At 69.9% G+C, this 16662-nt stretch carries 18 protein-coding genes; 6 read left to right on the top strand and 12 right to left on the bottom strand.

All coding sequences use genetic code 11. The annotated features are described in order from the left end of the window. The first annotated feature begins 101 nt into the window (after positions 1-101). The 3 genes from AMYTH_RS0130695 to AMYTH_RS0130685 all read left to right on the top strand — a co-directional run bounded on the left by AMYTH_RS0130695 (position 102) and on the right by AMYTH_RS0130685 (position 3903). Complete coding sequence (locus AMYTH_RS0130695; protein WP_051079470.1) at positions 102-1940, top strand: hypothetical protein; 1839 nt, start codon at positions 102-104, stop codon at positions 1938-1940. A 66-nt stretch (positions 1941-2006) separates the two neighbouring features. Further along, positions 2007-3668: a hypothetical protein gene (locus AMYTH_RS0130690; protein WP_027933458.1), complete on the top strand. Its 1662-nt coding sequence runs from the start codon at positions 2007-2009 to the stop codon at positions 3666-3668. Positions 3669-3696: 28 nt separating this feature from the next. Next, on the top strand, positions 3697-3903 hold the full coding sequence (locus AMYTH_RS0130685) for a hypothetical protein (RefSeq protein WP_027933457.1): 207 nt from the start codon (positions 3697-3699) through the stop codon (positions 3901-3903). Positions 3904-4248: 345 nt separating this feature from the next. Here AMYTH_RS0130685 and AMYTH_RS0130680 read toward each other — a convergent pair whose 3' ends face one another. The 7 genes from AMYTH_RS0130680 to AMYTH_RS0130650 all read right to left on the bottom strand — a co-directional run bounded on the left by AMYTH_RS0130680 (position 4249) and on the right by AMYTH_RS0130650 (position 8102). Next, positions 4249-4485: a hypothetical protein gene (locus tag AMYTH_RS0130680; protein ID WP_017985597.1), complete on the bottom strand. Its 237-nt coding sequence runs from the start codon at positions 4483-4485 to the stop codon at positions 4249-4251. 95 nt (positions 4486-4580) lie between these two features. Next, complete coding sequence (locus AMYTH_RS0130675; RefSeq protein ID WP_027933456.1) at positions 4581-5852, bottom strand: YeeE/YedE family protein; 1272 nt, start codon at positions 5850-5852, stop codon at positions 4581-4583. 71 nt (positions 5853-5923) lie between these two features. Next, on the bottom strand, positions 5924-6307 hold the full coding sequence (locus AMYTH_RS47235; protein WP_228685021.1) for a GNAT family N-acetyltransferase: 384 nt from the start codon (positions 6305-6307) through the stop codon (positions 5924-5926). Continuing rightward, positions 6304-6582: a DUF6295 family protein gene (locus AMYTH_RS0130665; protein WP_017985600.1), complete on the bottom strand. Its 279-nt coding sequence runs from the start codon at positions 6580-6582 to the stop codon at positions 6304-6306. The genes AMYTH_RS47235 and AMYTH_RS0130665 overlap by 4 nt, the downstream gene beginning before the upstream one ends. A gap of 11 nt (positions 6583-6593) precedes the next feature. Further along, on the bottom strand, positions 6594-7331 hold the full coding sequence (locus AMYTH_RS0130660) for a dienelactone hydrolase family protein (protein ID WP_027933455.1): 738 nt from the start codon (positions 7329-7331) through the stop codon (positions 6594-6596). Between the two features lie 31 nt (positions 7332-7362). Then, positions 7363-7734 carry a fluoride efflux transporter CrcB gene (gene crcB, locus AMYTH_RS0130655; RefSeq protein ID WP_027933454.1) on the bottom strand — a complete coding sequence of 124 codons (372 nt, stop codon included), beginning with the start codon at positions 7732-7734 and terminating at the stop codon, positions 7363-7365. Then, a complete protein-coding gene (locus AMYTH_RS0130650) occupies positions 7731-8102 on the bottom strand; it encodes a fluoride efflux transporter FluC (protein ID WP_037324128.1) in 372 nt (123 codons plus the stop codon). Before AMYTH_RS0130650 ends, crcB begins: the two co-directional genes overlap by 4 nt. 418 nt (positions 8103-8520) lie before the next feature. Between AMYTH_RS0130650 and AMYTH_RS0130640 the strand changes: the two genes are divergently transcribed. Then, positions 8521-8805: a DUF3040 domain-containing protein gene (locus AMYTH_RS0130640; protein ID WP_037324126.1), complete on the top strand. Its 285-nt coding sequence runs from the start codon at positions 8521-8523 to the stop codon at positions 8803-8805. Here AMYTH_RS0130640 and AMYTH_RS45985 read toward each other — a convergent pair. The 4 genes from AMYTH_RS45985 to AMYTH_RS45975 all read right to left on the bottom strand — a co-directional run bounded on the left by AMYTH_RS45985 (position 8747) and on the right by AMYTH_RS45975 (position 14311). Next, positions 8747-10279, bottom strand: coding sequence for an MFS transporter (locus AMYTH_RS45985; protein ID WP_051362862.1), 1533 nt, complete (start codon positions 10277-10279; stop codon positions 8747-8749). The genes AMYTH_RS0130640 and AMYTH_RS45985 overlap by 59 nt on opposite strands. Positions 10280-10458: 179 nt before the next feature. After that, on the bottom strand, positions 10459-12300 hold the full coding sequence (locus AMYTH_RS45980; protein ID WP_051362861.1) for a glycoside hydrolase family 2 protein: 1842 nt from the start codon (positions 12298-12300) through the stop codon (positions 10459-10461). 164 nt (positions 12301-12464) lie between these two features. Further along, complete coding sequence (locus tag AMYTH_RS0130625) at positions 12465-13736, bottom strand: glycosyltransferase (RefSeq protein WP_027933451.1); 1272 nt, start codon at positions 13734-13736, stop codon at positions 12465-12467. 59 nt (positions 13737-13795) lie between these two features. Continuing rightward, positions 13796-14311: a DUF6328 family protein gene (locus AMYTH_RS45975; RefSeq protein WP_037322798.1), complete on the bottom strand. Its 516-nt coding sequence runs from the start codon at positions 14309-14311 to the stop codon at positions 13796-13798. A 58-nt stretch (positions 14312-14369) separates the two neighbouring features. On the opposite strand from AMYTH_RS45975, the gene AMYTH_RS0130615 reads away from it, so the two are divergent. Further along, on the top strand, positions 14370-14903 hold the full coding sequence (locus tag AMYTH_RS0130615) for a superoxide dismutase family protein (RefSeq protein ID WP_037322797.1): 534 nt from the start codon (positions 14370-14372) through the stop codon (positions 14901-14903). Between the two features lie 80 nt (positions 14904-14983). Continuing rightward, positions 14984-15235: a hypothetical protein gene (locus AMYTH_RS0130610; RefSeq protein ID WP_027933449.1), complete on the top strand. Its 252-nt coding sequence runs from the start codon at positions 14984-14986 to the stop codon at positions 15233-15235. 313 nt (positions 15236-15548) lie between these two features. Here AMYTH_RS0130610 and AMYTH_RS0130605 read toward each other — a convergent pair whose 3' ends face one another. Then, positions 15549-16550, bottom strand: a complete 1002-nt coding sequence (locus tag AMYTH_RS0130605; protein ID WP_027933448.1) for a LacI family DNA-binding transcriptional regulator — start codon at positions 16548-16550, stop codon at positions 15549-15551. Positions 16551-16662 lie beyond the last annotated feature (112 nt).

Genomic DNA, 16662 nt, shown 5'->3' with positions numbered 1-16662 from the left:
CAACCTTTGACACTGCTTTGACACCCGTCGGCGCCGCGCGGAACCATTCCGTTCCGCCCAATTCCCGGGCACAGATTCAGGGAACGGAACATGGAGAAGGCATGCGCCTGAAATCGCCGTCATGGCGAAAAATACTGACCGGCACGGCGGCCGTCGCACTGGCCGCCGGCGCCGTGACCTACACGGGCACGAGCAGCGCCTATGCCGACGTGCAGGTGGTCACCGATTCGAAAACCGGTGCGGACGGAAAGCAGTACTGGGTGGAGAACCACCTGGTCGGCGGGGACGTCAATAAAATTCGCAGTGAAAACAATGGGCAGCGCAAGGAATGGCTGCTCGTGTGGGCGGGCGACGAGAACATCGCGGACACCGTCGTCAAGGACGTCAAGAACCTGCCCGGCACCATCAGCGGCGGTCTCAACAAGGCGAAGAACGCGCTGCCCGGGCCGGACTTCCTGGCCGTCATCGACGCGACCGAGGGCTCCCCGACGTACGGCAAGGTGGTCAACACCGCCACCGTCGGCCCGCTGGTCGAGAACGAGCCGCACCACATGCAGTACGTGTGGCACAAGGGCGACACGATCTACGCCGGCGCGTTGTTCGCGGCCGCGACCTACGCGTTCGACGTGAGCGCGTTGCCGCAGCTCAAGCTCAAGGGCGTCAGCCTGCCGACGCAGACCCTCGGCGGGTCGGTCCCGGACGCCTACTGGGTGCTCAAGGACGGAACGGCCTACGGCACCTACATGGGTGGCCCGGTCGCGCCCGGCCCGTACACCTACGCCAACGGCCAGACCGTGATCAGCAACGGGTTCGCGGGCAGCCCCGGTGAGGTCGTGCGGTTCGACCAGAACGCGCAGGTCCTGTCGCAGACCTCGGCGGCCACGCCGCAGGGCGACAACGCGAAGCTGTGCGAGAACCTCCCGACGCTGGGCCAGCCGACCTGCGCCAACCCGCACGGCATCCAGGCCCGCGAGGACCTGAACACGCTGGTGACCAGCGACTACGCGGAGCCGCGGAACATCATCCTCGACCCGGTCAAGCAGCCGTCGCCGTACCTGCGCCGCCCGACGGTCCGGACCTGGGACATCTCCGACCGCAACAACCCGAAGCTCAAGGCCGTGTCCTACCTGCCGGACGGCCCGCGCGCCGGGGACTACGACCCGCTCTACGCGGAGAGCCGCGCGGTCATGGAGACCACGGTGACCAACCTGCCCGGCCACAAGGGCGCCTTCGCCCAGACCATGCAGGGCGGCGCGGTGTTCTACACGCCGGACATCACCAAGGCCGAGCCCCACTGGTACCAGGTGTGGGACGACGGCGCGGCGAACCGGGCGCTGGGCAACAACGACAGCATCGGCGCCAGCTCGAACGGCGGCTGGATCCAGACCAGCCCGGACGACCGGTTCCTCTACCGCGCCATCCAGGGGCGGCAGAAGGGCACCCTCGGGCCGGACGACCCCGGCACCACCGGTGGCGTCTACGTCCTGAACATCGAGAACCTGCTCGCGCAGGGGCCGGACTGGGCCGGTCCCGGCATCCAGACCAAGGAGCAGGCGCGCAGCGGCGCGGACAACGGGGTGCTGCCCACGCTCGCCGGCGCGGCGCCGATCAACCCGGGCACGCCGGGGGCGGGCCCGCACTGGGGCGCGTACGACAACTTCGAGCTGGGCGAGGACGGCTTCTACCACGAGGTCACCTCGCCGGACCGGCTCGCGGTGTCGAACTACTTCGTCGCCCGGTCCGGTTTGGACGGCGACCACAAGGTCAACATCGTGAAGCTGTCGCCGGACGGCAAGGCCACGGTGGACCAGAACTTCCGCGACGAGTTCACCGGCCAGGTGGGCATCAACTTCAACCGGAAGTCGTGGCCGCACGGCGATTTCGGCAACGCAAAGCCCCACTCGGAACTGTTCGTCGTCGCTGACGCGGACGTGAAGTAAGCACGTGGCCGTGCGTGGCCGGGCCGGACCCGGCCACGCACGGCCCCGGTGCGGAAGAGGTAACTCATGGACCACGGGTCCCATCCGGTCACCGGCTCGGCCGGGCTGGATCTGGCCGCGCTGATCGTGCGGCTGGTGTTGCTGCCTGCCACGGCGTTCGTCGCGGGGATCGGGCTGCTGCGGCCGCAGGTGGACACGCTGCCCCGCCGGTTGTGGCAGGTCACCGCCGTGCTCGGCGGTCTGTCGGCGGTGCTGGCCGTGGTGTCGGCGGTGGCCTTCGACGTCAACGTCGTCGGCGCGGTCGTGCACGCGCTGCTGGTGCTGGCCGTGCCGGTGCTGACCACGCGGCGGCCGCCGGTGGGCCGCTGGGTGGCCACCGCGCTGCTGGTGTTGCTGGTGCTGGAAACCGCGCTCGGCCGGTCCGGTGTGGAGTTCGCGATCGACACGGTCTACGTCGCCGCGACGGCCGCTTGGTTCGGGCTGGCGTCGCTGGCGCTCGCGCGTGCGGAGACGCCCCGGCTCGGTCCGCTGTCGTGGACGCTCGGCGGTGTGCTGGCGCTGGCGGGCGCGGTGCAGCTGGTCCTGTCCGGGGTGGCGTTCGACCGGCGGCTGTACGAGACCGGGTTCGGGATCGCGCTGCTGGCCGCGTTCGTGCTGCCGATCGTGGCGGCCGTGTTGTGGCAGCGGGTCGCGGTCGTCGGCGTCGCGGCCGCGTTCGTGGCCTGGAGCGCGTTCGTCGCCCTGCCGGAACCGGCCGAGCTGCCGGTGCCCGGGGTGCCGTTGCTCGCCGACGCGGGTGGCACGCCGGTGCTGGTGAGCCCACAGCGGCCCGGCCGGAACCTCGTCCACCTGCCCGCGGCGGGCTCGGTCGCGGTCGGGGACGGGCCGGCCGTCCCGGCGGTCGCGCGGCCGGGCGCCTCCGGGTTCTGGGCCGAGGTCGACCTGCCCGCGGGACGCAGCTCGATTGTGGTTTCCGGCCGGACCATCGAGGTGGACACCGGTTCGGACAGCGGGAACGCGACGGCGTCCGGTCCGGACGGGCCGGAGTGCGCGACGACCGCGCTGGGCGGGTTGGTCGCCGGGCGCAAGGACGTGCTGACGACCTGCCCGGCGGACACACTGTCCGAAGCGGACGCGGACGCGCTGCGCAAGCTCGTCGGTTTCCTGGCCGCCCGCGGGACCGGCTCGATCACGGTCGTCGGCGATTCGTCGGCGCGGGGCACGGAGGCGGCCCGGGTTGTCCGGGACGCGGCCGCGGCCGGCGGGGTGGCCGTGCGGCCGGATGGTGCGGCGCTGGTGGTGGTGTCCGGATGGACGCAGGCGGCGTCGGCGCTGGACGGTGCGGCCGCGGCGCAGCGGGAGCGGCCGGCGTACCCGTACGGGTTGTACGTCGCGCCGTGGTTGCTGACCGGGCCGCTGGTGAACACGGTGGCCAGCTCGACGGTGCCGCTGCGGTTCGACCCGCGGGAGCAGGCCGCGGTCAGTTACGCCGTGGCGCTGGACAACGCGTTCCCCGGCGAGGCGGCGACGGTGACCGGGTTCCGGCAGTGGCTCGGCCCGGAGCAGCCCGAACCGCCGCGGGTGCAGCTGTTCGCGGCGGCGCAGGTCAACGCGATGCCGATGGCGCCGGGGCAGCCGCACGCGCCGGGCATGGACGTGCCGGGTGAGGGCGCCGGGTTCTTCGTTCCACAGGGGACGGTCGTGCCGATCAGTTTTCCGCTCGGTTGAGACGGGCGGAGCAGAAAGGAGAGTGCAAGTGCGCAGGAGTGTGGCGAGGGTGCTGGCAGGCGGCGTGATCGCGGCCGCGGCGCTGGAGCTCGGCGGCGGCGTCGCGAGCGCCGACGAGGTGCCGATCTGGCTCGTCCCGGGAGTCGACGCGGGTCCCCTGCTCGACCCGACGATCGGGGCGCCGACCGCGGTGCTGGCCCCGGTCTACGGCCTGCTGACCGAACTGGCGGGCTGAGCCGGAACAGGAAGGGCCCCGCGCCAGGTGGGTGGCGCGGGGGTCTTTCGTGCTCCAGCCCGGGCCCTCCGCGAACCGCGGGCAGGTAGCGACCGTGCCCGGCTCGTGCAGCCCGGCTCCGGCACACCTGCCCACCGTTCCCCGGCGGTCCGAACAGGAAGAGCCGTGCTCCAGCCCGGCCCTCCGCAAACCGGCGGCGGGCGCCCGTCCATCACCCCGCGCCAGGCAGCTCGCGGCACCCAGCTCGCGCAGCCCGGCCCCGGCCCACCCGCCGACCGTTCCGGTGGTCCGAACAGGAAGAGCCCCGCGCCAGGTGGGTGGCGCGGGGCTCTTCCGTGTTCAACCTCAGCCGAAGCTCGGCAGCAGCTTGCCCGGCGCCGCGTTGATCGAGCGGACCAGCCCGATCACCGGCACGCCCAGCGGCGCGAAGGTGTAGGCGTTGTTGAGGTTGGTCGTGTCCGGCTCGTCCACGACGGCCACGTCGCCCGGCGCGGGAGCGGCCAGCGCGGGTGCCGCGGCGCCGAGCACGGCCGCCCCGGCGAGGGCGCTCGCGACGAGGCCCCGGATCACGGTCTTCTTCATGTTCCCACCTTTCTCTGTCGGGGATTTTCCTTCCCCGCAACGAAGAATGGCAGGACAACCCGGCGGTTGTCCTGCCATTCCAGGGCTTGGGAACCTCAGCAGATCGAGTCGGCCGGCTTCGGGTTGGCGAGCCCGAACAGCGGCCGCAGCTTCAGGCCGATCCACGTGCCGCCGAGCGCGAAGATGCCCCACAGCCAGCCGTGCAGGCTGCCGGTGGAGATGCCGGCCAGGTAGGCGCCGATGTTGCAGCCGCCGGCGAGCCGGGCGCCGATGCCCATCAGGATTCCACCGAGGACGGACGCGATCGCCGTGCGCCACGGGATCTCCGAGTGGATCTTCCAGGTGCCCGCGGCCGCGGCGGCGACGGCGGCGCCCAGGATGATGCCGATGTCGGTGAGGCTGGTCTTGTCCGTCCAGATCGGACTCGCCAGCGACTTGGCGTTGCTGGTGGTCTGCCAGAACTCCCACGTTTCCGGGTGCAGGCCGATCAGCTGCAGGAACTTCGCGCCCCACAGGGCGAAGGCGAACGTGACGCCCCAGGTGCCACCCGAGACGAGCACGACCGCGGCGGCGAGCACGGCCAGCACGACCGCGCCGACGAGCAGCGGCCACGAGCCGCGGAAGACGCGGGCGAAGCCCTTCGCGGTGGGCGGCACGCCGACCGGCGGCGGGTTGCGGCGCGCCTGGACCACCCGCGTCACGACGACGACCAGCCCGAGCACCGCGATGGTGATGGCCCACGAGCCGAACCAGCCGACGTGGTCGGCGAGCAGCACGCCGGACACCTGCGGCCAGCCGTCGAAGAGCGGGAACGCCCAGGTGTAGAGGACCGACCCGGCGATGAACCCGCCCAGCGTGAGCACGATCGACGACTGCCCGGACCCGACCGCGAACAGCGTGCCGGACGCGCACGCGCCGCCGAGCTGCATGCCGATGGCGAACAACGCGGCGCCGACGAACAACGCGAGCCCGATCGGGCCTGCGGTGGCCTTCGGCGTGGTGCCGAACAGGCCGGTGCCGGTGCCGATGAGCAGGGCGATCAGGGTCGCGGCGGTGCCGAGCAGCAGGGCGTGCGCGCGCAGACCTTCGCCGTTGCCGACCGCGATGAGCTGCCGCCACGCCGAGGTGAACCCGAAGCGCGAGTGGTACAGCGCGAGGCCGAGGAACAGCCCGATGACCAGCAGCGCGCCGAACTTGCCGCCGTAGGTGGCCCAGACGTACCAGCTCAGCGCGACTGACCCGGCGGCCGAGATCGCGAGCGGCACCCAGCGGACGGGCGCCTCCGGCTCCGGGATCGGCGCGGCGCACGAGGTGGGCGAGCGCAGCAGGAAGTTGCCGGCCGGGGGCCGGTCGGTGACAGCGGACACAGAGCACTCCAAAACGGGCCATGGGGGTCAACCACGGACAACGTTAAGACCCCGTGAACCGTTCGCCCAGGTCATCCCAGAGTGCGGTACACCATGAGATGGCTGGACTCACAGGTGAATCCCAGCCGCTCGTAGAACGGCACGACCTCGCCCGCCGCCACGAGTTGCACACGCCGGGTGCCCGCGACCCGCACCAGCCGTTCGACCATCCGCCTGCCCAGGCCCGCGCCCTGGTGATCGGGGTGCACCACCACGTCGACGATCAGCAGGTACATCGCGCCGTCGCCGACCAGCCGCGCCATCCCGGCGAGCCCGGACCCGCCGCGCGCCACCACGCCGTGCACCGAGCCGTCCAGCGCGGCCCGGCACACGTCTTCGTCCGGCGACGGCCAGCCCACCGCGGCCCGCAGCGCGCGGTACTCCGCCACGGTGGGCAGCCCGTCCTCGACGCTCACATCGGCTGCTTCGCCGAGGCCAGCCCCTTCGGTGCGGAGGCGATCGCCCGGTGGATCGCGTCCGCCAGTGCCAGCGCGGCCTCCTCGGTCAGCTCCACCGGCACCCGCGCCGACGGCCCCTCCGCCGGGTTGAGGAAGTCGATGTTCACCGTGTGCGCGTACTGCGCGTGCGTCGGGTGGTCGACGTACACCGAGGCGTGCGTCAGCGGGATCCACCCCCGCGCCGACTTGCCGCTGCCGTCGATCTCGATCTGCTCGGTCAGGTAGGTGCACATGTCGGTTCTCCTCACACCAGGTGCTTGCCGAAGAAGTCGAAGACCCGCCGCCACCCGTCGACCGCGGCCTCCGGGCGGTAGCTGGGCCGGTCGACGGAAAAGAACCCGTGCCCCGCGCCGTCGTAGGTGTGGAACTCGTGTGGTTTGCCCAGCCGGTCGAGCTCCGCGGACAGGGTCGCGACCTCCTCGGGCGAGGGGAACTTGTCCTCGGCGCCGAACAGCCCGAGCAGCGGGCACGACAGCTGCGGCGCGAGCCCCAGCAGCGGCTTCATCCCGGCCATCTGCGGCGGCGGGTCGTTGACCACGAACGCGCCGTAGCAGTCGACCGCGGCGTCGATCCGGATGCTGCACGCGGTGAGGAACGTCTGCCGCCCGCCGGAGCAGTAGCCGATCACGCCGATCTTGCCGTTGGCGCCGTCCAGCCCCTTCAGGTGGTTCGCCGCGCCCTCGACGTCACCGACGAGCCGCTCGTCCGGGACGCCGCCCTGGGCGCGGGCGGTCGCGGCGGCGTCGTCGGGGTCCGCGCCCGGCGCCTCGCGCCAGTAGAGGTTGGGGCAGATGGCGTGGTAGCCGTGGACGGCGAAGCGCCGCACGATCTCCTTGGTCGCCTCGTCGTAGCCGGGCATGTGGTGGATCACCACGACCCCACCGCGTGGCGCCGGGTCCAGTGGCGTGGCCAGGTAGGCCTTGATCTCGTCGCCACCGTGCCCGGTGATCCTGACGGTCTCGGCCCGCATCGCATCGGTCATGGCGTCAGCGTGGCACGACGCGGAGTGATCGTCACATCGCCACAAACGCCTGCACAGCGGCAAATCCGACATACGCGCCACCGACCCCGGCGGCGACGCTGAGCACGATGTTCATCACCGCGTAGAAGTACGCCTTCTGCTCGACCAGCCGCAACGTCTCGTAGCTGAACGTGCTGTATGTGGTCAGCGCGCCGCAGAAACCGGTGCCGAGCAGCGCGAACAGCGGGGCGGGCAGCGCGGCGCCGGCACCGGTGAGGCCCCCGAGGACCAGGCAGCCGGCCAGGTTGACCAGCAGCGTGCCCCACGGGAACGGGCCACCGTGCCGTGCCCGCACGGCACGGTCGGTGAGGTAGCGCAGGGGTGCGCCGATCATCGCGCCGGCGATGACGAGGACAGCCGTCATCGGCCTGCCAGCCGGCGCGTGACGGCGACCCCGGTGAGGACGGCGAGCCCAGCGGTCAGAAGCGTTCCGCCGAGGTAGGCGAGCGCCATGCCCGCCGAGCCCGGCTTCAGCAGTCCGTGGATTTCCACCGTGTAGGTGGAAAACGTGGTGAACCCGCCGAGGACGCCGACCCCGAGGAAGGGCCGGACCAGGTGGTGCGCCACGCGGACCTCGGTGACCAGCACCATCAGGACGCCGATCAGGAGGCAGCCGGTGACGTTGACGAAGAACGTCGTCCACGGGAACTGGCCCGGCACTGTCGGCCAGGTGGTGGTCAGTTCGTATCTGGCCAGCGCACCGATCCCACCGCCGATCGCCACGGCCGCCACGACCTGGGCCTGCGATCGGCGAGTGGTGGTGGCCGTGCCGGGATCACCGCTCACAGCCACCCACCGTAACGTCTCACTCGGCCTGCTTCGGCTCCTCGACCAGGTCCTCGAGCAGGCGGTCGAAGTCGAACTCCTCGCGCAGCGCCTCGAAGATCGGCGTGTCACCGATGACGCGCTCGTCGGTCTTGCTCATCAACAGCACCTTCTCCCTCGCCCGCGCGTGCACTCCCACACGGTTCGTTCTCGCAGGATCGGACGCTCTCCCCTCGCCCTTTGGTTCCCGCGATCGGGTTAACGGGAGGTAATATTACCTACTCACCGTGAGGGTGCACGGGACGACAGCCAAAGCACAGCGCAGATCACATCGTGACAAGGACCCGTCGGCGAGCAATACTGGTCGGTAGAGGCGGTGCGGGCGATGGCACTCCACGGTGAAGAACAGCGACGGCTCTCGGAAATCGAGCGGCAACTGGCCGCCGAAAACCCACGGCTGGCGCAACGGCTTGCCGAACTACGGCCGATGCGCGTGTCCGGCATCTTGCTGTCCGTGCTCGGGATCCTCTGCTCGCCCGTGCTGGGGCTGTTCCTGCTCGTGGCGGCCGCCCAGTCACAGGCAGTGATCCTGTTCGTGATCGGGACCGTGTTCACTTCCGTGGTGCCGACGGCGCTGATCTGGCGCGCCTGGCTGCACCGGTTGTACTGACGCCACCTCTCGGCCCATCTCCGGGGCCGGGCCGCGGCCGCAGCAGTATGAACGCGAACACAGCGAGCGCGAGCATCGCGAGGGCTCCGAGTCCGCCGACGACGTGCATGCTCATGACGAACCCCTGGCGGGCGGAGTCGACCAGCCTGTCCCCGTCACCGGCCGGCAGCCTCGCCGCGACCGCGAGCGCCCCTGACAGGCCCTCCTTCGCCTGCTCGGCTTGGTCGGCACGCAGTCCGAGTGGAAGTTCGGTCGCACCGCGGTAGACGGCACTGCCGATGCTTCCTAGGAACGCCAGCCCCACTGCACTGCCCAGGTGGTTGTTCGTCTGCAACAGCGACGAAACCGAACCGGCGCCGGCGGCGTCGACCGACCCGACCACCAAGTCGGACGCGAGTGTCACGACCGGCAGAACGCCGAGGTAGAGGACCAGCGAACCCGCGATGACGAGCCAGAGACCACTGCCCGCCACGAGGAGGACACACCCGGTCATACATACGATCAGTGCGCCGGCCAGCACCGCGGATAGCGGGAACCGGCGGACGAAGTACAGGCTCAACTGTGTGCTGACGACGGCCGTGACGGACTGGGGGACCAACCAAGCCCCGGCGTGCACCGGCGTGAACCCCTGCACCAACTGCAGGTACAGGGGGATGAACACGTAGGTGCCGCCCAGGACGATCTGTGAGCCGAGCATCACCACGAACGCACCGGTGAACCTCCGTCTCCGGAACAGGCTCAGGTTCACCAGCGGATCGGCCAAGAAGCGCTGACGGAAGAGGAACGCGGCACCGACGCTCGCTCCCGCGACGATCATCACAATGTGAATCGGGTGCCAACCGTTACGCGCCAGCTCCTTGACGCCGTAGACGACTGACAGGATGGCGACCAAGGAAAGCACCACGCTCGTGAGGTCGGGACGTTTGACCTCCGCACGACGGTATTCCGGAAGTATCAGTGGTCCCGCGGCCAGCAGGACGACCATTCCCACGGCGCCGACCAGGAACACGGATCCCCACCAGAACCGTCCCAGCAGGAGCCCTCCGGCCACCGGGCCGATCGCCGCTCCGATCATCACGCAGGACGAACCGATGGCGATGGCGGCCGCTCGCCGCCTGGCATCGACGAATATGCAACTGATCAGGGAGAGCGCGGTCGGCAGGAGGGCCGCACCGGCGATTCCCATTGCCGCCCGCGCGACCACCAGCATCGCAACACTCGTCGAGTACGCGGCCAGAACCGAGGCAGCTCCGAAGGCGGCCGCCCCGGCCAGCAACAACCGGCGCCGCCCGATCCGCTCCCCGACCGTGCCCATGGTCATCAGTAGGCCGGCGACCAAGAACACGTAGATGTCCAGGATCCACAACTGCTGAACGCTGGTCGCCCCCAGCGCGAGGCTGAGGTGCGGCAATGCGAGGTAGAGGACGCTGGTGTCGAGCGCCGTCATCAACATGGGCAGGGCCAGCAACGCCACAGCTGCCCACTGGCGCCATCCCGCACGCGCATCCGCGGCCGACGGACATCGGTTCCGCATGCTTCCCCTCGACCTCCGGTCCTGCGCCATCGGATGTGCGCGACGAACAGCCGCCTCCGATGGACACCATGACCGGACCTGGGCGAACCGCACACGGCGATGACTTCAGGCGACGGAGGTCACAATGCAGTCTGATCAGACCGATCAGGAATCGGGGACACCTTTTCGATCGCGGCGACGGCGCTCTGCGCCGCCCGGATCCGAGCCACATCGAACTTCGCGGAGCGATCGAACCGGAAAAGGCCGTTTTGTTCCTGGAAAACGTCGGTCAACTGGGTGTAGCAATAGCCGAACATGTACATGTTGTCGAGCAGGACCGACACCAAACCCTCGAACCGGCGGTAGAACTCGTCGAGAGAACGTGGAGCCTCACCGTAACCCCACGAGTCCTCGCCAGGTTCACTGTCGGAATTCCACCAGATACCGCCGAATTCGCTGCAGAAATAGGGCTGACCGCCGTACGGCACCGACCACGGACCATCCGGTAGGTGCCTCGGCAGAGGCAGATCGCTCTCGCCGTTGACGAAGGGACGATTCATCCCGATCCCAGCCATCGCCTCAGCGAACTTCGCCGGGTCCTGTTCGTAGTTGTGCGAGTCGTACACGTCCGTCTCGAGCATGCGGTGCGAGTAGCCGGAAGCGTCGATGACCGGGCGGGAACGGTCAGCCGCCTTCGTCGCGAGGAACATACCCCGGGTGACGTCGTCGAGCACCGTGATTCGGTCGTGCATGGTCTGCAGGGTCTCGTTCAGCGGGCACCAACCGACGATCGACGGGTGCGAGTGGTCGCGCTCGAGGACCTCGAGCCACTGCGTGGTGAAGGACGCGGTCGGCTGTTGGCAATCTACCGCGGCACCGGTATAGGCACCCCAGTCGCCAAACTCCCCCCAGACCAGGTAGCCCAACCGGTCGCAGTGGTAGAGGAACCTCTCCTCGAACACCTTCTGGTGGAGACGCGCCCCGTTGAAGCCCGCCGACATGGCCAATTCGATGTCTTTGACCAGTGCTTTCTCGGATGGTGCGGTCATCAGGCCGTCAGGGTAGTAGCCCTGGTCGAGAACGAGTCGCTGGAAAACCGGGCGGCCGTTCAGCAGAACAGCCTTGTCATCGATGGCGATCCCACGCAATCCCGCGTAACTCTGCGCGGAGTCGATCAGGCGTCCGTCACCATCGACGAGCTCGATGGTGATGTCGTACAACGCTGGGTCCTCGGGACACCAGAGCCGGCGGCGACCTGCCGGCACGGTCAGTTCGACCCTGGTGGTGAAGTCCAGGTCCACACGAGCGGTCGCAGAAGCCAGCTCGCCTGACGAGTCGGACAGCCTGGCTCGGACGACCAGACCCCGCTTCGGTCCGGTGACCCGGGCCTCGACCGTGAACGACGAGGTGGCCAGTTCTGGCGTGATCCGAGGCCGGAGGAGGTGGCTCTCCGGTACTGGCTCCAGCCAGACGGTTTGCCAGATCCCGGTGGTCCGGGTGTAGTAGGCGGTGTAGTTCTCGTAACATTCAGACTGTTTGCCCCGCGCCTGCGGGCCGGTACGCGGGTCGCGCGCCCGGACGACGATGGTCGCGTCCTCGCCCGGGGCAACCACGTCACTCAGGTCAGCCGTGAACGGCGTCCAGCCGCCCCGATGCCGCGCCACCTCGTGTCCGTTGACCCACACCGTGGCGTCGTGATCAACCGCCTGGAAGTGCAACAAGACCTTCCGGCCGCGCCAGTCGGCCGGCACGAGGACAGTGCGCCGATACCACACCGCCTCCATGAAATCCACGTCCTCGACACCGGACAACTCCGATTCAGGGCAGAAGGGCACAACGATCTCGCCCGTCAGCTCACGCTCGGTCAGACCCCGCTCAAGTCCCGAATCCGCGCGGTCCACCTCGAACTGCCAATTCCCGTTGAGGCAAAGCCAGTCGGGCCGGACGAACTGCGGACGCGGATACTCCGCCCTGGGGATCATGTTTCTCCTAGCAGAACCTGCGTGCCAACTGTCGAACTCTGAACAAGTTAGCAAACTGCGGAGGGCGGCCACAATGTCGAACCGGATCGCAAAAGAAGCGCCGAGCCCGCCCGGTCGGGTGCGCTCGGCGCTTCAGGTGAAGGTCTGCTTGGAAGCAGAGGGCGTCAGGTGATCGTTTCGATCACGTCCACAGCCGCCGCGGCACCCCCTTCCGCTCGCGACAAACGGCCCAGCTCTTGCGCTCGACCTGCCATGTCCCGGTCCGAAACCGCCCGGCTGATGGCGTCCCCGAGGTCGGCAGCAGTCAGGCTTCGTTGTGGCAGTGGGGGCGGCGCAACCCCAAGAGCATGCATGCGACTCGCGTAGTAGGGCATGTCGCTGAACCCGAACGGGCAGACGACCTGCGGCCTGCCGGCGACCACGGCCGCGCTGATCGTACCGCCACACTGGTGAACCACCGCCGCCATCTGGGGCAGCAACCAATCGTGCGGGACCTGGTCGACGTAGTACAACTGATCGTCCCGCGCTCCCGCCGTGATCGCACCCCATCCTGTCGCAACCACAGCACGAACCTTCGCCCGGCGCACAGCTTCCGCAACAACAACGCCCGTCCTCGCCGCGTTCGGACCGATGTTGCTGCCGAAGCCGATGTACACGGGCGGCTCACCCGCCGACAGGAATTCGGACAGGCTCTGCGGAGGTGACCAACCAGACCCGGCCGGCAAGGTCCAGAACCCGGTGGTGTGGACCCACGGCGGGTAATCGAGCTGCCGTGGCAGTACATGCCGGCTGAAGCCGTGCAGCATCCCCACCGCAGGCCCGCCACGGCCGCGAAGGTAGTTCCGGTGATTCCACCGGTAGGGCAGGCGCAACGTCTCGTTGCGCCAGTCGCGCACCGAGCTCCCCTCGTAGTACGCGAGCATCACGCGAGCCCAGATGTAGGTGGCCCTGTTCATCAGCGACGGAACCCGGCACGGGAACCGCCCCTCGGGGAACGCCCTGGTCGGTACCCAGAAGGGCTGCAAGCCGACCGGAAGAGCTGGTACGCCGAGCAGCTCCGCGACCTCGTGCCCGGGCAGGCTGACGTTGTGGACGACGAGGTCAGCACCGGCCCCCTGCTGCCCCGCTTTCGCAAGATCATCCAGCGCCTCGGCGATGATCCCCACGTACTTGGGCCGCAGTGCCAGTGCGGTCTTCTTCCCCCGCAACCCGCGGAAGTTGCTCTCCGCCATCTCCTGGAACTCCGGGTAGTTGACCAGCTTCGCGGCAATGTCGCTGAACCGCACGACGTCAACCCCCCGGGTCTCGACCAGCGTGGTCATCGAGTCGGGCAGGCCGATGACCACGTGGTGGCCGGCTGCTCGCAGGGCTCGGGCCAGCGCGGCGAACGGCTGCACATCGCCGCGGCTACCGTGCGTGAGGATGAGAACCTTCATCCACCCATGCGTACGCAGAACGGACCCGCCCGACTACGGAGGTCAGTTCAACCTGTCCCTCATTCGGCCGCGGCGGAGTCGCTCGGCGGCACCCGGGACGGGCGGGTGTCGCTCGCGGAGTGGTTCGCCAGGAAGTTCGGGACCACGAACCACAGCACCGCGAACGTGACGCCGACCAGACCGCCGACGACGGCCATCGCGATGGGGCCGTAGACCACCTTCGCGATCAGCGACACCGTCGCGGTGATCGCGGCCGCCAGGCACACCAGGCCGGCCAGGACGGCGCGGTTGCCCGCCCGCAGGATGTCGTCGCGGCGGCCCGCGCGGAACAGGATCCGGTGCCACGCCGCGGGCGACGACAGCAGCGCCGTCGAGACGACCGCGAGCAGGACCGCCGACAGGTGCACGGCCTTCTCGAACCCGCTGGCCGCGCGGAACTCGCTGGTGAACACCACCGTGAGGAGGAAACCGAACAGGATCTGCACCCCGGCCTGCGCCACCCGCAGCTCGCCGAGGAGTTCGTTCACGTTGCGTGCGAGGCGCTGGTTCGGGGTCTCTTCGTCACGGCCGCTCACGGAGATCAGCCTATGGGAGGATTTGCCTGGTCACAGATTGACCGATAAATGGAACATCATGCGAATCGTCCCCTTGGCCCTCGCCGCGGCCGCGCTGCCGGCCCTCTGGCCCGCCGAAGCCGCCGCCGCCCCCGCCGCGCAGGTGGGCGCCGGCGCCTCCGTCGTGCGCTACAACACGGCCCTCGTGCCGGAGGGGGCGGCCGCGCGGGCGTTCACGGCGTCGGTGACGGGCACCCTGACCACGCTGTCCGTGCGCGGCCTGCTGCCCGGCCGCGAGTACGGCGCCCACGTGCACACCAAGCCCTGCGGGGCGGCCCCGAACGATTCGGGGCCGCACTACCAGCACGTTCCCGACCCGGTGCAGCCCTCGACCGACCCCGCGTACGCCAACCCGCGCAACGAGATCTGGCTGGACTTCACCACGTCCGCGAACGGCAGCGGGTTCGCCGTGTCGCGGGTCGACTGGACCTACGGCGACCGGCTGCCCGGCTCCGTGGTCATCCACGAGACACACACGCACACGGACCCGGGTCACGCCGGGACGGCGGGCGGGCGGCTGGCCTGCCTGAACCTCGATTTCGGGCCGAGGTGACCGCCACGGCCAGGTGAATCCGGCTTGAGCCGGACGGCCGCGGGTAGGCCCGGACGGAGCAGCGGCGGAGGGGAGAAGCGGTGGAAGCGACCCCGGACGACCACCCGGTCTGGGTGACCAGCGCGGACGGCACGGCCGAGCACGCGGTCCCCGACACAGCCATGGCAGCCGGCCAGGAACTGGAAGCGGTGTGCGGCGCGCGGTTCCTCCCCGCCGCCATGACCGCCCCGCCGGGCCGGACCTGCGAGGAGTGCCTGACGTACCTGCTGGTGCCCGCCCCGCGTGAGCCGGAGCCGCGCCGCCTCTGGCGCCGCTACGTGGCCAAACACTGAGAGCCGAACCCGCGAGGAGTGCCCGCCCACGTGGGCCGAACCGCGCCGCCCTGGCGCCCTACGTGACCAAACACCACGGCGGCGGGCGGCCTGACGCATGCGCGCCTCTCGCCGACCGCCGCGTCACGAGAGGCGGCGTGCCAAGCGGACGCACTCCGACGCCTAACCCAGCAGTCGGCGGGGGGGCGTCGGCGCGGTGACGACCGACGTAGCGCGAAGCAGGCTTGGCGGGGGCTCGGAAGTTTCGTGAGGCGCGCCCGAAAGCGCGTGTGGCGTTCGCGCCAGGCTGGAGCTTCGGCGCCCCGGGGACCGCTCAGCGGCGGTACTGCGTCGAGGCCCGCACGACCAGCTCCGGCTTGAACACCACCGACCGGTGCGGCGGCCGGTTCTCCGGGTCCGCCGTCTCCGCGATCAGCAGCTCGGCGGCCGTCTGCCCCAGTCGCCGCGCGGGCTGGCGCACCGACGTCAGCGGCACCGCGGCCGCGCCGGCGAACTCGATGTCGTCGTAGCCCACGATCGCCATCTCGTCCGGCACCCGCACGCCTGCGCCGACCATCGCCTGCAGCACCCCCAGCGCCAGCAGGTCGTTGGCGCAGAACACCGCCGTCGGCCGGGGGCTCATGCCGAGCAGCCGCGCGCCGGCGTCCCGCCCGGACTCCACGTCCAGCTCGCTCGTCTCGATCACCGACAGCTCCGCCCCGGACCCCTCCAACGCGGTCCGCAGCCCCTGCTCCCGGTCGCGGCACTGCGTGAGTATCCGCGGCCCGTTGACGAACGCGACGTGCCGGTGCCCGGTCTCCAGCAGGTGCCGCCCGGCGAGCTCGCCACCCGCGAGATCGTCCACCGACACCGAACTCGCCTCGTCCGCGGGCACCTTCCGGTCCACGAACACGTACGGGATCCCGCTGCGGCGGAAGGTCTCCAGCGCGGCGCCCGACGTGTCGACCGGGCTCAGCAGCAGCCCCCGCACCCGCTGCTCGGCCAGCAGCGACAGGTACGACTCCTCGCGGTCGACGCGCTGCCCGCTGTTGCACGTGATGACGCTCAGGTCCGCGTCGTGCGCGGCCTGCTCGGCGCCGCGGGCGACGTCGACGAAGAACGGGTTCGCCAGGTCGAGGACGAGCAGCGCCATGATGCGGCTGCGGCCGGCCCGCAGCTGCCGCGCGGACTCGTCGCGGACGTAACCCAGCTCCTCGATCACCGACAGCACACGTGACCGGGTGGCCGGGGAAACGATGTGCGGCCGGTTGACCACATTGGACACCGTGCCGATGGAGACCCCGGCGCGCCGGGCCACATCCTTGATGCCAACCATGCGTCCCCTCGATCTCCCAGGGACCACAGCGTAGCACGCATGAAACGTTCAATGCGCCGAACGGAAGCTTGTTATTCCCCCACCCAAACGCTAACCTGCGTCCTTAATACGT

Origin of the sequence: Amycolatopsis thermoflava N1165, from assembly GCF_000473265.1 — a bacterium.
In the GTDB taxonomy this organism is placed as follows: Bacteria; Actinomycetota; Actinomycetes; order Mycobacteriales; family Pseudonocardiaceae; genus Amycolatopsis_E; species Amycolatopsis_E thermoflava.
Note: the sequence above shows the minus strand (reverse complement) of the source record. Positions and strands in the feature narration are given on the sequence as shown.